This is a genomic window from Sphingomonas sp., assembly GCF_017744835.1.
GTDB lineage: Bacteria > Pseudomonadota > Alphaproteobacteria > Sphingomonadales > Sphingomonadaceae > Sphingomonas.
On the sequence record NZ_JAGIAM010000001.1, the window covers coordinates 232,711 to 249,045 of the forward strand.

The following is a 16,335-nucleotide window of genomic DNA, read 5'->3' on the forward strand; positions in this document are numbered from 1 at the left end:
AGAACCCCGCCCAAGCGATGCTTCGGCGGGGTTCCGTTGATCAGCGATGCGACGGGCGCATCCCTCAGTGCTTCACGCCCCGCCACACGGTCAGGTACGCGCCATAGGCAAGGCCGGTCGCGATCAGCAGGAAGGCGATGACTGCCACGCCCGCACGGTGACGGCTCTGCATCGTCGGCTCGGCGGTCCAGACGAGGAACGCCGCGACGTCCTGCGCCATCTGGTCCACCGTGGCGCGGGTGCCGTCGGTGTAGGTGACCTGGTTCTCGGTCGTCAGGGGCGGCGGCATCGCGATGTTGAGGTTCGCGAAATAAGGGTTGAAGTGCATCCCCTCCGGCGTCTTGGCGAATTCGGGGAACTGCTTGATCTGCTCGGCGGTCGGCTTCTCGTTGTAGCCGGTCAGCAGCGAGTAGACGTAGCTCGCCCCGCCGTGACGCGCCTTGGTGATCAGGCTGAGGTCCGGCGGGGTGCCGGTGCCCGGATAGAAGACGCGCGGGAAGCGGTCCGAAGGCAGGTTGTCACGCTCGCCCCAGACGCCCGACTTGGGGTCCTGGACGGGCTGCTTGATCGCCCAGTCCTTGGCGATCTTCTTGATCTCGGCCTCGTTGTAGCCGAGGTCCGCCAGGTTGCGGAACGAGACCAGGCTCAGCGAGTGGCAGGTCGAGCAGACCTTCTCGTAGACGAGGAAGCCGCGCTGGAGCTGCTGCTCGTCGAACCGGCCGAACGGCCCGTCCGAAGCGAGGCGGAGCTCCCGCGGGTGCCGGTGGATTTCCTCCTCGGCGGTCGGCTGCGGCGGCTCCTGAATCCGAGTGACGAGCGTGCCGATGAAGGCGATCGCCAGCACGCCGACGAAGGCGAGACCGATCAGGAACTTGATCGAGCGCATGAACAGCGGAAGCATTTCTTCGATTCCCCTTTACGCGCTCAGTGCCGTTTCGCTGATCCGCGAGCCGCCCTTGTCGCCCAGCACCGCCTCGGTGATCGAGTTCGGCAGGGGCTTGGGGGTCTCGAGACGCGAGATGATCGGAACGATGATCAGGAAGTGCGCGAAATAATAAGCGGCGCAGATCTGGCTGAGCATGACGATCGTCGGCGTCGCCGCCGAGCCGCCGCAATAGCCGAGCACCACCACGTCCACCACGAGCACCCAGAAGGCGATGCGGTACATCGGACGATAATTGCCCGAACGGACCGGCGACTTGTCGAGCCACGGCAGGAAGAACAGCAGCACGATCGAGCCGAACATCGCCACCACGCCCCAGAGCTTGGCGGGGATGATGAAGTCCGCCGTGAAGGCGCGCAGGATCGCGTAGAACGGCCAGAAATACCATTCGGGCACGATGTGCGCGGGCGTCGAGAGCGGGTTCGCCGGGATGTAGTTGTCCGGGTGGCCCAGATAGTCCGGCAGGAAGAAGACCAGGATCGAGAAGACGATCAGGAACACGCCCACCCCGAAGCCGTCCTTGGCCGTGTAGTAGGGGTGGAACGGTACGGTGTCCTGCTCGCCCTTCACTTCAACGCCGGTCGGGTTGCCCGAACCGGGGATGTGAAGCGCCCAGATGTGCAGGATCACGGCCCCCGCGATCACGAAGGGCAGGAGGTAGTGGAGCGAGAAGAAGCGGTTGAGCGCGGCGTCGTCCGGCGCATAGCCGCCGAGCAGCCACACGCGGATCCAGTCGCCGACCACCGGGATCGCCGAGAAGAAGCCGGTGATCACCTGCGCGCCCCAGAAGCTCATCTGCCCCCAGGGAAGCACATAGCCCATGAAGGCGGTGGCCATCAGCAGCAGGAAGATCACCACGCCGATCAGCCACACCATCTCGCGCGGCGCCTTGTACGATCCGTAGTAAAGACCGCGGAAGATGTGGATGTAGACCACGGTGAGGAACATGCTGGCGCCGTTCGCGTGGGCGAAGCGGAGGAACCAGCCGGCGTTCACGTCGCGCATGATGCCCGCGTTGACCGAATCGAACGCGCCGGCCGCCGACGAGTGGAAGTGCATCGCGAGCACGATGCCGGTGACGATCTGGACGACCAGCGCCACGCCGGCGAGCACGCCGAAGTTCCAGAAATAGTTGAGGTTGCGCGGGACCGGATAGCCGGCGCCGACCGCGTTATAGACGAAGCGCGGCAGCGGAAGACGGCTGTCGATCCACTGCATCACCGGATGCTTGGGTTCGTAATGGCGTGCCCAGGGAAAGCTCATGCGCGTCTATCCTCAACCGACCACGACGACAGTGTCGGACGTGAATTCATAGTTCGGAACCTCGAGGTTCTTCGGCGCCGGCCCCTGGCGGATGCGGCCGGCGGTGTCATAGGCCGAGCCGTGGCACGGGCAGAAATAGCCGCCGAATGGCCCGCGATTCTCGCCCTCGCCCGCGCCCAGCGGCACGCAGCCGAGATGGGTGCACACGCCGAGCGTGATCAGCCAGTTGGTGTGGCCTTCCTTGGTGCGCTCCTCGAGCGTCTGCGGATCGCGCAGGCTGGAGACCTCGACCTTCTCGGCCTCGGCGATTTCCTGCGGCGTCAGGTTGCGCACGAACAGCGGCTGCTTGCGGAAGCTCGACTTGATCGCCTGGCCCGGCTCGATCGCCGAGACGTCGATCTCGGTGGTCGACAGCGCGAGCACGTCGGCCGAGGGATTCATCGAATTGATCAGCGGCAGCACGGCGACGGCGCCGCCGACACCGGCGAACGAAACGGCGGCGATCTTCAGATAATCGCGCCGGCGGGGGTTCTCGACCACGTCGCCCGGCGGGACGACCGTTTCGGTCGGGGAAACACCATCTTCAAGCGTTGCCATGCTTCAGCCCTTGCACTTCGATACTGGCCCGCGAGGAATGCGCGGAGAAACGGACGCGGGCGCATACACACCCAGAGCCGCCCGAGTGCCCCCGGTGGCTTGGGCGGCCTGATAGACGGGGCGAAGCGGCTTTGCCAACAGGGATTTTGACGGCGGCGTAACGGGGTGGCCACGCACCGGCCGTACCGCATGCATCAGCGGCGTTCCGTCCGCGTGGCGGCTCTGCTAGGCGAACGGGCTCCCCTGCCCCATGGAGGCGCAATGCAGATCGCGGTTCTCACCTTTGACGGCTTCAACGAACTTGACTCGTTCGTAGCCGCGGCGATCCTCAACCGGCTGAAGGCCAAGGGCTGCGCCGCGCACATCACCTGTCCCACGCCCGAGGTCACGTCGATGAACGGAGTCACGGTCCAGCGCCAGCGACCGCTTGAATTCGCCGCCGAGGCCGACGCAGTGCTGATCGGCAGCGGGATCAGGACGCGAGAACTGGCCGCCGATCCGGAACTGCTCGCGCGCCTGACGCTTGATCCAGAGCGCCAACTGATCGGTGCGCAATGCTCGGGCACGCTGCTGCTCGCGAAGCTCGGGCTGATCGGCAATCTGCCGGCATGCACCGATCTCACCACCAAGCCTTGGGTGATCGAGGCAGGGGTCGACGTGATCGACGCGCCCTTCATCGCGCACGGCAATATCGCGACCGCAGGCGGCTGCCTGGCGTCGCAATATCTCGCCGCCTGGATGATCGCGCGGCTCGCAAGCGTCGAGGATGCACGCGAGGCGATCCACTATGTCGCGCCGGTGGGCGAGAAGGCGCTGTACGTCGATCAGGCGATGGCCGCCGTGCATCCTTTCCTCCCTGCCGCCACGCGGGCCGCTGCCTGACGGCGGAAGGTGACGCGCCCGCGTCGCCGCGCTAGTCGCCCTTCGATGCGCATCGCTCTTTTCCAGCCCGAGATCGCCGGCAACGTCGGCGCGATCCTTCGCCTTGCCGCGTGCACCGGCACGCCTTTGGACCTGATCGAGCCCATGGGCTTCCCGTGGAGCGACAAGAAGCTGAAGCGCTCGGGCATGGACTATGCCGATCATGCCGAGGTCCGCCGCCATGCCGACTGGGAAGCTTTCGAGGCGCAGGTGCCGGGGCGAATCGTGCTGCTCACCACGCGCGGCGGCACGCGGCTCGACGAGGCGCGGTTCGAGGGCAGCGACACGCTGCTGCTCGGATCGGAGAGCGCGGGCGCGCCCGACTTCGTGCACGAGCGCGCCGAGCTGCAGGTGCGAATCCCGCTGATGCCGGGGCTGCGCTCGCTCAACGTCTCGGTCGCGACGGGGATCGCGCTGGGCGAGGCGCTGCGCCAGACCAGCGGCTGGCCGCGCTGAGCCACACCTCCCGATCGTCATCCCGCGAAGGCGGAGACCCAGAGCCACCAGCCACGTCGCCTGCGATTCCCGGCCCCCACCTGCGTGGGGGTGACGAGAGGGAGGCGCACGGACAATCTGTCCACTCGACAGGCTTCGCCGCCCGCGCCTACTAGGCCGGCCATGCAAGAACTCGACGCCCAGCAGCACGCCGCCCGCACCTGGTTCGAGAGCCTCCGCGACGCGATCTGCGCCGAGTTCGAGGCGATCGAAGCCGAGGCGGGATCGGACGCGCGCTTCGAATATACGCCTTGGGACCGGATCGATCCGTCGGGCACGCCCGGCGGCGGCGGAGTGCGCGGCGTGATGAAGGGCCGCGTGTTCGAGAAGGTGGGCGTCAACGTCTCCACCGTCGGCGGCAGCCTGGAGGGCGATTTCGCCAAATCGATCCACGGCGCCGGCGAGGACCCGAGCTTTTTCGCCACGGGCATCAGCCTGGTCGCGCACATGGCCAATCCGCACGTCCCCGCCGTGCACATGAATACGCGCTTCCTGGTGACGACCAAGCGCTGGTTCGGCGGCGGCGCGGACCTCAATCCGCCGATCCCCTATGCGGAGGACACCGCCGAATTCCATGCGGTGCTCAAGGACGCGTGCGACAGGCACGACCCGGCGCACTATCCCCGCTTCAAGCAATGGGCGGACGATTATTTCTACATTCCCCACCGCAAGACGCACCGGGGCGTGGGCGGGGTCTTCTACGATCATCTCGAGGGCGGCCCCAACGACGAAAACTGGGACGCCAACTTCGCCTTCACCCAGGACGTGGGCCGCGCCTTCCTGGAAATCTTCCCGCGGATCGTTCGCCGGCGGATGGGGATGGCGTTCAGCGAGGCCGACAAGGCGCGCCAGCTCGAATGGCGCGGGCGCTATGCCGAGTTCAACCTGATCTATGACCGTGGGACGCTGTTCGGGCTCAAGACCGGCGGGAACATCGACGCGATCCTGATGAGCCTGCCGCCCGTGGCGACATGGGGGTGAACCCTACATCGTCATCCCCGCGAAGGCGGGGACCCAGAGTCTCCGGGGACGTCGCTCGCGATTCCTGGGTCCCCGCCTTCGCGGGGATGACGGCCTGAGGTGACCACATGGCGCTGATCCCCGTCGCCAACGACCAGCTCGCGACCGTCGTCACGGCGCTGGAGATGCGCAGGAAGCCGCCGCTGCGGCCGGTGCCGCCCTCGCCGCTGCGCCTCGTCCACTGGCCGGCGCCGGCGAGCGACAAGTATCGCGCGCTGTTCCGCCGCGTCGGCGGGCCGTGGCTGTGGTTCTCGCGGCTGGTGATGGACGAGGAAGTGCTGCGCCGCACGCTTGATGACTCGCGGGTCGAAGTCTATGCCGCGGTCGACCGCACCGGTGTGGAGCTGGGCATGATCGAGCTCGACTTCCGCGTCGAGGCGACGTGCGAGCTATCCTATTTCGGGCTCGTCCCCGAGCTCACCGGCAAGGGCAATGGCGGCTGGCTGATGGCGCAGGCGCTGGGCTTCGCCTGGCGCAAGGGCGTGGAGCGCGTCTGGGTGCATACCTGCACGCTCGATCATCCCGCCGCGCTGGGCTTCTACCGGCGCCACGGCTTCGTGCCCTACAAGCGCACGGTGGAGACCTTCGCCGATCCGCGCGTCGCCGGGATATTGCCCGCCGACGCCGCGCCTCACGTGCCGCTGCTGGCGCCCGTCAGCCGGTAGAAGGCGACGCCGAGCACGGCGATCCATGTCCAGGCGAACGCGCCGATCGCCGCGGTGACGAGATAGCCGAGGATCATCCCCGCCTCGCCCCCGCCGAGCGCCATCCCCACGCCCGCGATCATCGCCGAAAGCACCACCGAGGCGAACAGCGCGGGCACCATCACGAACAGCGCCGTGGCGAGCATGACGAGCCAGGTCACGCCGCGGCTGCGCCGCCAGCCTTCGGCAAAGGCGGCGATCGGCCCCTTTTCAGGCGCCGCGGCATAGGCCACGCCGGCGAGCCAGGTGCGCGCGAGCAGGAACAGCCCCGGCAGCACGAACAGCGACAGGCCGAAGCTGGAGGCGAAGCGCGCCGCGAAGCTGATCGCGAGATAGGGCAGGAACCGCCGCACGCTGGCCCCCAGCACCTGGCCGAGCGTGGCTCCGCGCCCCTGGAGGAACAGGTTGAGCACGGCGAAGGTGCCGAAATCGAGCACGATCCCGGCGAGCAGCACCGGCAGCAGATTGGCGGTCTGGAAGGCGATCATCGCCTCGCCGAGCTTCTCGGGCGCGATGTCCTTGCCGAAACCGCTGTGCGCGATCAGCAGCACCATGCCCAGCATCGGCAGGAAGAAGAAGACGCCCGCCAGGGGCAGGAGCAGATCGCGCTCGCTGCGCCAGAGCGCGGCCGCGTCGGCGAGGACGCGGGGCAGACCGGGCCTCATGCCGGAACGGAGGCGCTGCGCAGCCCCGCCTCGCCGGTCAGCGCAAGGTAGAGCTTGGCCGCGAAGGCCGGCATCAGCACCGAGAATGCGGCCTGCACTGCGCCTTCCACGATCGACGTGAGCACGCCCGCGAGCGACACGCCCTCCCCCTCGCCCCCTGCGACCAGCGCAAAGATGCTGCCGAACACCGTCTTCGCTGCGACCGCCGCCACGAAATAAATCACAACGAAGAGGATCAGCACGCCCAGAATGCGCAGTCCGGCGCCGCGGGTGAGCCGCCACGACCGCGCAATCGCGCCGAACATGCGGTTTTCGCCGACGATCACCGGAGTCATCACGATCATCCGCGCGCCGATCCAGATCAGCACGCCGAGCAGCACCAGCCCGTAGATCCCGATCGCCATCAGCGTCGAGGGCGCGAGGTCGATCGTCTCGACCTGCTGCACCGCAGTGAAGTCATAGCCCGCCGCCGCCATGACGCCCAGGATCGGCGCCGAGAGCAATATCACCGCCACGAGCATCGCGATCGCCACCAGGATCGTCGCGGGCAACCGCCGGAGCGCAGTGCGCCACGCGCTGCCTTGCAGGCCGAGCGCCATCGCCGTGATCACCAGCGATCCCCAGACCGCGAGCACCGCGAAGGCGAGCTGGAGCAGGGCGAGCAGCAGCCCGAGCCCGGGGCCCGCGCCGAGCCGCGCGGCTTCGAAATTGCCCTCGATCGATGCGGGAACGAAAAAGGCGAGGAGCGCGATCGGCAGGATGGCGCCGACATTGTCGCTCAGGAACTCGGCTGTCCGGTCCCAGACGTTCCCCATCTTGACCATGCGACTTCCCCCTTCAGATGCGGCGTGATTAGCGCCCGCGGCCCGTATTGCCAATGGGATGCGGGGCGACGTGCAGCCCATGCTTGCGCAAAGCGGCACATGCGCGCAATCGGCAGCCATGACTTCCACGCCAGCAAACCTGCCCCCGGGTCTCGAGTGGCGCGTCGAGTTGGGGCGCGTCGACTATGCCGAGGCGCTCGCCGCGATGGAGGCGCGCGCCGCCGCCGTGACGCGCGGCGAGGCCGAGGAGCTGGTCTGGCTGCTCGAGCACCCGCCGGTCTATACCGCGGGCACCAGCGCCACCGACGAAGGCGAGCTGCTCGACGCGCGCTTCCCCGTCCACCGCACCGGGCGCGGCGGGCGCTACACCTATCACGGCCCCGGCCAGCGCATCGGCTATCTGGTGATGGACCTGCGCGAGCGCCGCCGCGACGTGCGCAACTATGTCCATGCAGTCGAAGGCTGGGTGATCGCCGCGCTCGGCGAATGCGGCATCGAGGCGTTCCGCGCGCCCGGGCGCATCGGCATCTGGACGCTCGACCGCGGGCAGGAGGCCAAGATCGGCGCGATCGGCGTGCGCATCCGCCAATGGGTCACGCTGCACGGCTTCGCAGTCAACCTCTCCCCCGATCTGGGACATTTCGGCGGCATCGTGCCGTGCGGCATCGCGGAGTTCCCCGTCACCAGCGCCGCCGCGCTGGGCAAGCCGGTCACCCCAGAGGCATTCGATTCGGCGCTCGCTGCCACATTTTCGCCGTTTTTGGACGCTCTCTCCACTGGCGAGGGAAAAAACGACTCTTGAGGGCCCAACCCAAACCGTCTAATGCCTACCCCGGTTTGGGTATTAACGGCGTGTTCGTCGTCCAAATCCACTATCTAGGGAGCAATTACATGCGTGCAGTCCTTTCGAAGATCGTTGCAGGTTCGATGATCGCCGGTGCGGCCCTCCTGGCCTCGGCGTGCACCAGCAACGAGTCGACCAACGTCACCAACGCGACCACCGAAGTCGTCCCGACCGAGAACGTCGGCGCCACCGACACGATGGTCACCAACATCGACACGGCTGCTCCGCTCGACAACACCACCGTCGAGACCAACACCACGACCACCACCACGGTCGAGAACACCACCACCAACGCGATGTAATCATCGCGCGGAAGCGTGTTTGAAAGGGCCGTCCGGGCGACCGGGCGGCCCTTTTTCGTTGGTTTCGCCCCGGAATATGCTGCGCGACGAAGCCATGCAGCAAAAAGGGCTTGGGCACGGACTCGAAAACCCTTAACCACGAGCCATTGGGTTGAGAGGACAGGATGCTTGTTTCGCGTTTGACCGTCGTTCTGGCTGCCGCTGCCGGCTTGTTCGCCGCAGCGCCCGCATCGGCGCAATTCTTCCTCAAGCCGGTGAACCTCGCGGGGGCGCCGGTCACCGGCGCCGAGCCGGGAATGGTCGGCCCGGCACTGCCGGGGGCGACGGGCACCGAGCTGCGCGCCGCGCTGGTGTGGAACCTGCGCGCGGCGCTCAACGTCGCCGCGCTCCAGTGCCAGTTCGAGCCGACGCTGCTCACGCTGCCGAACTACAATGCGATGCTGAAGGACCATGCAGTAGAACTGCGCGATTCCTATGGAACGCTCGAGAAATATTTTGTTCGAACGAACAAGAACAAGAAGGACGGCCAGACAGAACTCGACAAGTACGGCACGCGTGTCTACTCGAGTTTCTCGACCGTCTCGGCCCAGCTCTCTTTCTGCCAGACGGCTGCCTCAATCAGCCATGATGCGCTGTTCACGCGCCGTGGGCAGCTGGGCGACCTCGCCCAGGCGCGGATGGCCGAGCTTCGCGCCAGCCTCAAGCCCTGGGGGGAGCAGTTTCGCAGCACCTCGGGCTATACGCTCCCGCCCTTCGGCCGCCTCCCGGCGTTCGGCGACAAGCGCTGCTGGAAGAAGGACCGCTATCAGGACAAGAAGTGCGGGGCAGTGATCTGAAGGATCGCTAGCGCAGACCCAGCAGCTTGTGGGTCTGCAGCGTGAGGCGCCATCTGGGGCGCGCCATCGCCAGCGCGATCGCCGCACGGGTGTTCGCCTGAGCCTCGGCGCTGTCCATCGGCTGGACGAGGAAATGGGCGAAGTCCCAGGCTTCGAGCGCCTCGGGGTCGATCCCGGCCTGCGGCCAGACCAGCTTCAATTCGTCGCCCGCGCGCTGGACGACTTCGCTCCCGGCCTTGGGGCTGATGCACACCCAGTCGATGCCGGGGTGGGCGGGCAGCGTGCCGTTGCTCTCGATCGCGATGCGGAAGCCGCGCGCGTGGAGCGCATCGACCAGCGCGTCGTCGACCTGCAGCATCGGCTCGCCACCGGTGAGCACGACGAAGCGCGCCTCGGTGCCCTCGCCCCAATGGCCCTCGACGGCGTCGACCAGCGCCGCAGCATCGGCGAACTTGCCGCCGCCCAAGCCATCGGTGCCGACGAAATCGGTGTCGCAGAAGCGGCATACCGCCGCCGCGCGGTCCTGCTCGCGGCCCGACCAGAGGTTGCACCCGGCGAAGCGCACGAACACCGCGCGCGCGCCGGCATTCACGCCCTCGCCCTGGAGCGTCAGGAACATCTCCTTGACGGCGTAGCTCATGGCCGCACGGCGTAGCGGGTGGGATCGGGGAGGCCGGCCTCCTCGAAGCCCTTGGCGCGCAGCCGGCAGCTGTCGCACAGCCCGCAGTGGAGCCCGCCGGGCGCGGGATCGTAGCACGACCAGCTCATCCCCGCGTCGAGCCCGAGCCGCGCCGCCTCGCGCGCGATGTCGGCCTTAGTCATGTCCTGGAGCGGCGTGCGGATGCGGAAGGGCTCGCCCTGCACCCCCGCCCTGGTCGCGAGATCGGCGAGCTTCTCGAAGCCGTGGATGAACTCGGGGCGGCAATCGGGATAGCCCGAATAGTCGATCGCGTTGACGCCGATGTAGATGTCGCGCGCGCCCGCCGCCTCGGCCCAGCCGAGCGCGAGGCTGAGGAAGATGGTGTTGCGCGCGGGCACATAGGTGACGGGAATGTCGTCGGCGACCACGCCGTCCTTCGGCACGTCGATGTCGTCGGTCAGCGCAGAGCCGCCGAAGGCGCGCAGGTCGAGCGGAAGCACGACATGACGCTCGGCACCGAGCGCGGCGGCGATGCGGCGGGCGGCGGCGAGCTCGATCTGGTGGCGCTGGTTATAGTCGATCGAGAGCGCGAGCAGCCGGTGCCCGTCCTCGCGCGCACGCGCGGCGGACACCATGGAATCGAGCCCTCCCGAGACGAGGACGACGGCGAGGCTGTTGGTCATGGCAAAGGCCGCTAGCGCTTTTTCACGCGAATCAAAATGGGCCGCCCCTTGGAGCGGCCCAGGTTTCTAGGGAAAACCATGCCAGAGAGGAAAGTGCCCGAAAAACGGGTCGGGCAGGTTCACTCTAGGGCAAAATGGTTAACGAACTCTAACCGCAGGCGCCGATACGGCGTCCCTCGAGCTGCTCCGAGAAGGGCGAGCCGTCGGCGACGCCCGAGGTCTCGATGCTCACCAGCCGCGGCGTCTCGACCGAAAGCGTGGTCAGCCCGTGCCCGCGGCCCGGGCAGGTGTAGCGGACCGTCGCCGAGCTGGCGGCATTCTGCATCACGAAATGCTCGCACTGGGCAGTGCCGTGCATCGGCTGGATCAGCATCCAGCGCGCCGAGACGCAGATCTTGCGAACGCGCCCGTCGGCGCTCTTGAGCTGCCACTGGCCGAGCTCCACGCCGCCCAGCGCATTGGGCGCGGCATGGCGCTGCGCCACGGCTCCGCTCGCGAGGAACAGGAGCGAAGCAACGGCCGCCGCCGCACGCACGCTACGCCTGAACATCATCACAACTCCCCACCGCCGCGCGCCTGCGGCCCCAATCCACGCACGCGCGCGCAGCGGCGATATGGTCGAGCACCGCCGCCATTACAACGGCGGTGAAACGACATCCCCGAGGCCGACGGGGAATTTCTTCGAGCAAAAGGCGCAATCGACGGTGATCACGCCCGCCTCGTCCGCCATTTCGGCGCGCTCGGCTTCCGGGAACTTGGCGAGCACCTGCAGGATATAGGCGGCATCGCAGCGGCAGCCGCGCGTCAGGTCCGAGCCGTTGAGGATGCGCACCTCCGGCTCTTCGTTGAACAGCCGCCAGACGAGGTTCTCGAGCGGGATGCCGGCATCGGCGAGCTCGTCCGCGCCCATCGTCGCCCCCAGCGCCTCGACATGGTGCCATTCGGGATGGTCGGTGCGCGCGTGCAGCCGCTCGCGGCCGACCTCGCCCTCGGGCAGGTGCTGGAGGAACAGGCCGCCGGCGACCAGCCGGCCATCGGCGTCGCGCCGCACGCCGAGGCGCACGAGGCTCGGGATCTGCTCGGACTGGAGGAAATAGGCCTCGGCCGCCCCCGCCAGCGTGGTGCCTTCCAAGGGCACGATGCCCTGGTAGCGTTCCCTGGTGAGCGTCTGGTCGAAGGTGATCGCCAGATAGCCCTGGTTGAAGAGCTTGCCGATCGACGGGTTCTTGCCAAGCTGCGCCAGGCGCGCCTCGTCGAACTTGACGTAGCCACGCAGCTCGCCGCCCCGATAGTCGCATACCATCAGGCTCACGATCCCATTCTGGGTCTGCGCCTGGAGCGTCATCTGGCCCTCGTCGTCCTTGAGCGTCGCGCCGAGCAGCGCAGTGAGCGTCAGCGCCTCGGCGAGCAGCTTCTCGATCACCGGCGGATAGGCGTGGGCCGAGAGAATCTCCTCGAGCACCGGCCCCAGCCGCGCGACGCGGCCGCGCGCATGGCGGCCGGGAATGGTGAAGCCGGTCACCCGATCGAGGTCGGTGGTGGGGGCGGTGGTATTCATCGCAAGTCTCCGCCGTCCGCGCCGCGCAGCCGGAAGCCGGCGGTCCATTCGAACGGATTGTTGGGGTTCGAGGGCGGATGTAGGAACACCCGCGCCCCGAAACAACTCAGCCGATCTGGCCGAAGCACCAGCGCAGGACGGACTTCTGCGCGTGCAGCCGGTTCTCGGCCTCGGGCCAGATCAGCGACTGCGGGCCGTCGATCACTGCGTCGACCACTTCCTCGCCGCGGTGCGCGGGCAGGCAGTGGAGGAATCTGGCGTCGGGCTTGGCCGCGGCCATCAGCGCCTCGGTGACCTGGAAGGGCATCATCGCGGCGAGCTTGGTCTCGGCGTGCGCCTGGCCCATCGAGATCCAGGTGTCGGTGACGATCACGTCGGCGCCTTCGACGGCTTCGCGCGGATCGCCGACCACCTTCGCCCGCCCCTTGCCGCGCGCCAGGTCCGCCTCGCTCGGCTGGAAGCCCTGCGGACAGGCGGCGACCACGTCGAAGTGCATCAGCCCGCCTGCTTCCATGATCGAGGCGAGGACGTTGTTGCCGTCGCCCAGCCACGCGACCTTGAGCCCCGGCAGCGGCTTGTCATGCTCGATCAGCGTCAGCAGGTCGGCCATGATCTGGCAGGGGTGCGAGGCGTCGGTGAGCCCGTTGATCACCGGCACGCTGGCGTATTTCGCCATGTCGACGACCTTCTGGTGATCGTCGGTGCGGATCATGATCGCGTCGCAATAGCCCGAGAGCACGCGCGCGGTGTCGGCGATCGTCTCGCCACGGCCGAGCTGGGTCGAGCCCGCGTCGAGCACGATCGACGTGCCGCCAAGCTGGCGGATCGCCATGTCGAACGACACGCGCGTACGAGTCGAGTTCTTTTCGAACACCATCGCGAGCACATGGCCTGCGAGCGGCGCGTCGGCGTCGGCCTTGCCTTTGGGCCAGCCGGCGCGTGCGGCCTTGCGCTGGAGCGCATCGGTCAGCATCGCGGCGATACCGTCTCCGCCGGCGTCCGACAGGTCGAGGAAATGGCGCAGCTCAGTCATCGCTCGGAATCCCGAAGGTCCGCGCACCTTCGCTGAGCCGCTCGATGCATTCGGCGATATGGTTCTCGTCAATCACCAGCGGCGGCAGCACGCGGAAGACGTTCTCGCCTGCTGCGACGGTGAGCAGCCCGTGATTGTCGCGCAGATGCGCTACGAAGTCGCGGCTCACCGCCGGCTCCTTCATCTTGATGCCGAGCATCAGCCCCTTGCCGCGAATCTCCTCGAACAGGTGATCATGGTTGGGGATCAGCTGCTCGAACGCCTGGCGCAGCCGCTCGCCCATGCGCGTGACATGCTCGAGGAAGCCGGGCTCGAGCATCACGTCGAGCACCGCCTGGCCCGCGGCCATCGCCAGCGGATTGCCGCCATAGGTCGAGCCGTGGGTGCCGATCACCATGCCCTTGGCCGCTTCCTCGGTCGCGAGGCACGCACCGAGCGGGAAGCCCGCGCCGATACCCTTGGCCACGGTCATGATGTCGGGCTCGATGCCGTAATGCTCGTACGCCCACATCTTGCCGGTACGGCCATAGCCGCACTGGATCTCGTCGAGGATCAGCAGCAGGCCGTGCTCGTCGCACGCCTTGCGCAGCCCCTGGATGAACTCGGGCGTGCCCGCGGTCATGCCGCCCTCGCCCTGCACCGTCTCGACCAGGAAGCCGGCGGTCTCGTCGTCGATCGCGGCGAGCGCGCCTTCGAGATCGTTGAACTTCACATAGTCGAAGCCCGGCAGCAGCGGCTCGAAGCCGTCGCGCATCTTGGGCTGGTCGGTGGCAGAGATCGCGCCGATCGAGCGCCCGTGAAAGGCGTTCTTGAAGGTGATCAGCTTGTGGCGCTGCGGGTTGCCGTTGACGTAATGGTAGCGGCGCGCGGTCTTGATCGCGCATTCGATCGCCTCGACGCCCGAATTGGTGAAGAATACCGTGTCGGCGAAGCTCACGTCGATGATCCGCTGCGCCAGCGCCTCGCCCTGCGGCGAGCCGTAGAGGTTCGACACGTGCATCAGCGTCGCGACCTGCTCCTGCAGCGTCTTGGTGAGGTGCGGATGGCCATGGCCCAGCGCGTTGACCGCGATGCCAGCGGCGAAATCCAGATAGCGCTCGCCGCGTTCGCCGATGAGGTAGCAGCCCTCGCCTCGCACCGGCCGCACACCGCACCGCGGATAGACGGGCATGAGCGGGGTGATGGCCATGGCGATTGTACCTCCTGAACGAAAAAGCTGGTTGAAGCTCCAGAAACGCAAAAGGGCGGCCTAACCGGACCGCCCGGAGCGGGTGTTTAGGGGCAGCGTCCCGGGTGCGTCAATATTCGTTTCGGTGCGAGGGCCATAGCGCCCGTGAATCGCCTCCTCCGCTTGCGGGAGGGGAAGTCGCCTAGTTCTTCATCTTCCAGCCGCGGCGGAGCAGCCAATAGCAGAACAGCCCCAGCGCCGCGTTGAGCGCGAGGATGATCCCGCTGCCCGTCACGATCGGCGAGTCGGCCACGCCCAGGAAGCCGTAGCGGAAGCCCGAGATGATGTAGAAGAAGGGATTGAGGTGGCTGATCGTCTGGAACAGCGGCGCCAGCTTGTCGACCGAATAGAAGGTCCCGGAGAGCAGCGAGAGCGGCGCGACCACGAAATTGGTGACCGCGGCAGCGTGATCGAACTTCTCCGCCCAGATCGAGGTCAGCACGCCGAGGAACGACAGGAACAGCGCACCGAGGAAGCCGAACCAGATCACGGCCCAGAAGTGCATCGGCGCGACGTGCACGCCGGGCCACAGCAGCATCGCCACCCACACTGCAGTGCCGACGCAGAAGGCGCGCGTCACTGCGCCGCCGCAGATGCCGGCGAGGAGCTCGCCGGTCGAGAGCGGCGGCATCAGATAGTCGACGATCGTGCCCTGGATCTTGCCGACGAGCAGCGAGAAGCTGGAATTGGCGAAGGCATTCTGCAGCATGCCCATCACGATCAGGCCGGGCGCGATGAAATCGGCGAAGTGGATCGCATGGCCCTGCACCTCGACGGTACGGCCGCTGCCGCCCAGCGCGACGGTGAAGATCACCAGGAACAGCAGCGTCGTGACCGCGGGCGCCCAGATCGTCTGGAGCTGCACCTTGAAGAAACGGCGCACCTCCTTGATATAGAGGGTACGCAATCCTCCCCAGTTCACGTTGCGAATCACCGGAACGCCGGGCTCGGGGAGGCTATGACCGATTTCGGGGCTATCGGGGTGGCTGCTCATCGCGGGTTCGCGTAGACGCTGGCCGCGCCGCCTGCAAGTTGAAGGAAGTGACGTGAGCTGGACCGACGAGCGTATCGAGACGCTGAAGAAGATGTGGGACAGCGGCATGACCGCCACCCAGATCGCCGAGGAGCTGGGCGGCGTGTCGCGCAATGCCGTGATCGGCAAGGCGCATCGCCTTGGCCTGCCGTCGCGCCCGTCGCCGGTAAAGCCCAACGAAGCCAAGGCCGAACCCGCACCCAAGCCGACTCCTGCGCCCGCCCCGGCGCCCGCTGCCGCAGCACCCCAGCCGGCCGCGCCCAAGCCGGCGCCCGCTGCTCCGGCACCGCGCGCCGAAGCGCCGGCAGCCGACGCCGCGACGCCCGCACCGACGCGTCCCGACGGCCCCGTGCTCCGCTCGGTCGGCCCCGGCGGCTTCGTGCGCCAGAACCCCGGCGAACAGGCCCCGCCGATCGCGCCGGCCCCGCCGCGCCGCCTCGTCCCCGCCAAGCCGAGCGAGGCGATCGCGGGCAAGACCAGCCTGCTCGACCTCAACGACCGCATCTGCAAATGGCCGCTCGGCCATCCGGGTGAGCCCGATTTCCATTTCTGCGGCGACAAGGTGAACCCGGGCTTCCCCTATTGCGTCGCGCATTGCGGCCAGGCCTATCAGGCGCAGCTGCCGCGCCGCGACCGTCGCCCTCCGCCCCCGCTGCCCTTCGGCGGCACCCGAGTGCGCTAGGGCGGGCGCTCCGCACATTTTGCCCAGAGCCCCGCTCCGGTCGCCTGCCGGAGCGGTCGCTGCC

General features: G+C 67.6%; 20 protein-coding genes. 8 read left to right on the top strand and 12 right to left on the bottom strand.

All coding sequences use genetic code 11. The annotated features are described in order from the left end of the window. Positions 1-64 precede the first annotated feature (64 nt). The 3 genes from J7500_RS01045 to petA are packed head-to-tail and all read right to left on the bottom strand — an operon-like array spanning position 65 to position 2,803. A complete protein-coding gene (locus J7500_RS01045; protein ID WP_294059215.1) occupies positions 65-901 on the bottom strand; it encodes a cytochrome c1 in 837 nt (278 codons plus the stop codon). 15 nt (positions 902-916) lie between these two features. Continuing rightward, entirely contained in the window at positions 917-2,206 is a 1,290-nt protein-coding gene (locus tag J7500_RS01050) for a cytochrome b N-terminal domain-containing protein (protein ID WP_294059217.1), read from the bottom strand. Between the two features lie 12 nt (positions 2,207-2,218). Continuing rightward, a complete protein-coding gene (petA, locus tag J7500_RS01055; protein WP_294059219.1) occupies positions 2,219-2,803 on the bottom strand; it encodes a ubiquinol-cytochrome c reductase iron-sulfur subunit in 585 nt (194 codons plus the stop codon). Positions 2,804-3,064: 261 nt separating this feature from the next. Between petA and J7500_RS01060 the strand changes: the two genes are divergently transcribed. The 4 genes from J7500_RS01060 (at position 3,065) to J7500_RS01075 (ending at position 5,904) form a co-directional block, all read left to right on the top strand. Continuing rightward, positions 3,065-3,685, top strand: coding sequence for a DJ-1/PfpI family protein (locus J7500_RS01060; protein ID WP_294059222.1), 621 nt, complete (start codon positions 3,065-3,067; stop codon positions 3,683-3,685). Positions 3,686-3,730: 45 nt separating this feature from the next. Then, entirely contained in the window at positions 3,731-4,180 is a 450-nt protein-coding gene (locus J7500_RS01065; RefSeq protein WP_294059224.1) for a tRNA (cytidine(34)-2'-O)-methyltransferase, read from the top strand. Positions 4,181-4,342: 162 nt separating this feature from the next. Continuing rightward, positions 4,343-5,200, top strand: a complete 858-nt coding sequence (hemF, locus tag J7500_RS01070; RefSeq protein WP_294059225.1) for an oxygen-dependent coproporphyrinogen oxidase — start codon at positions 4,343-4,345, stop codon at positions 5,198-5,200. 107 nt (positions 5,201-5,307) lie between these two features. Beyond that, a complete protein-coding gene (locus tag J7500_RS01075; protein ID WP_294059226.1) occupies positions 5,308-5,904 on the top strand; it encodes a GNAT family N-acetyltransferase in 597 nt (198 codons plus the stop codon). Here the strand turns inward: J7500_RS01075 and J7500_RS01080 are convergent. Beyond that, positions 5,871-6,608 (bottom strand): hypothetical protein, encoded by a 738-nt coding sequence (locus J7500_RS01080; RefSeq protein WP_294059228.1) that lies wholly within the window; start codon positions 6,606-6,608, stop codon positions 5,871-5,873. The two genes, J7500_RS01075 and J7500_RS01080, sit on opposite strands and share 34 nt — an antisense overlap. Beyond that, entirely contained in the window at positions 6,605-7,432 is an 828-nt protein-coding gene (locus tag J7500_RS01085; RefSeq protein WP_294059231.1) for a hypothetical protein, read from the bottom strand. The genes J7500_RS01080 and J7500_RS01085 overlap by 4 nt, the downstream gene beginning before the upstream one ends. A gap of 118 nt (positions 7,433-7,550) precedes the next feature. On the opposite strand from J7500_RS01085, the gene lipB reads away from it, so the two are divergent. From lipB to J7500_RS01100, 3 genes are all read left to right on the top strand, one after another. Continuing rightward, positions 7,551-8,234, top strand: a complete 684-nt coding sequence (gene lipB, locus J7500_RS01090; RefSeq protein WP_294059234.1) for a lipoyl(octanoyl) transferase LipB — start codon at positions 7,551-7,553, stop codon at positions 8,232-8,234. Between the two features lie 89 nt (positions 8,235-8,323). Then, a complete protein-coding gene (locus J7500_RS01095; protein WP_294059235.1) occupies positions 8,324-8,578 on the top strand; it encodes a hypothetical protein in 255 nt (84 codons plus the stop codon). 179 nt (positions 8,579-8,757) lie between these two features. Then, positions 8,758-9,414, top strand: coding sequence for a hypothetical protein (locus J7500_RS01100; protein WP_294059237.1), 657 nt, complete (start codon positions 8,758-8,760; stop codon positions 9,412-9,414). 7 nt (positions 9,415-9,421) lie between these two features. Here the strand turns inward: J7500_RS01100 and queE are convergent, their stop codons facing one another. The 7 genes from queE to J7500_RS01135 all read right to left on the bottom strand — a co-directional run bounded on the left by queE (position 9,422) and on the right by J7500_RS01135 (position 15,550). Then, positions 9,422-10,054, bottom strand: a complete 633-nt coding sequence (queE, locus tag J7500_RS01105) for a 7-carboxy-7-deazaguanine synthase (protein WP_294059239.1) — start codon at positions 10,052-10,054, stop codon at positions 9,422-9,424. After that, positions 10,051-10,737, bottom strand: coding sequence for a 7-cyano-7-deazaguanine synthase QueC (queC, locus tag J7500_RS01110; protein ID WP_294059241.1), 687 nt, complete (start codon positions 10,735-10,737; stop codon positions 10,051-10,053). The genes queE and queC overlap by 4 nt, the downstream gene beginning before the upstream one ends. A gap of 148 nt (positions 10,738-10,885) precedes the next feature. Beyond that, entirely contained in the window at positions 10,886-11,290 is a 405-nt protein-coding gene (locus J7500_RS01115) for a hypothetical protein (protein WP_294059244.1), read from the bottom strand. Positions 11,291-11,371: 81 nt separating this feature from the next. Further along, positions 11,372-12,295: an Hsp33 family molecular chaperone HslO gene (locus J7500_RS01120; protein WP_294059245.1), complete on the bottom strand. Its 924-nt coding sequence runs from the start codon at positions 12,293-12,295 to the stop codon at positions 11,372-11,374. A gap of 106 nt (positions 12,296-12,401) precedes the next feature. Then, positions 12,402-13,328 carry an ornithine carbamoyltransferase gene (gene argF, locus J7500_RS01125; RefSeq protein WP_294059246.1) on the bottom strand — a complete coding sequence of 309 codons (927 nt, stop codon included), beginning with the start codon at positions 13,326-13,328 and terminating at the stop codon, positions 12,402-12,404. Then, entirely contained in the window at positions 13,321-14,517 is a 1,197-nt protein-coding gene (locus J7500_RS01130; RefSeq protein WP_294059248.1) for an aspartate aminotransferase family protein, read from the bottom strand. Before J7500_RS01130 ends, argF begins: the two co-directional genes overlap by 8 nt. Positions 14,518-14,698: 181 nt before the next feature. Next, positions 14,699-15,550, bottom strand: a complete 852-nt coding sequence (locus J7500_RS01135) for an ABC transporter permease (protein ID WP_294059250.1) — start codon at positions 15,548-15,550, stop codon at positions 14,699-14,701. A gap of 52 nt (positions 15,551-15,602) precedes the next feature. Between J7500_RS01135 and J7500_RS01140 the strand changes: the two genes are divergently transcribed. Further along, positions 15,603-16,271 (top strand): GcrA family cell cycle regulator, encoded by a 669-nt coding sequence (locus J7500_RS01140; protein ID WP_294059252.1) that lies wholly within the window; start codon positions 15,603-15,605, stop codon positions 16,269-16,271. Positions 16,272-16,335 lie beyond the last annotated feature (64 nt).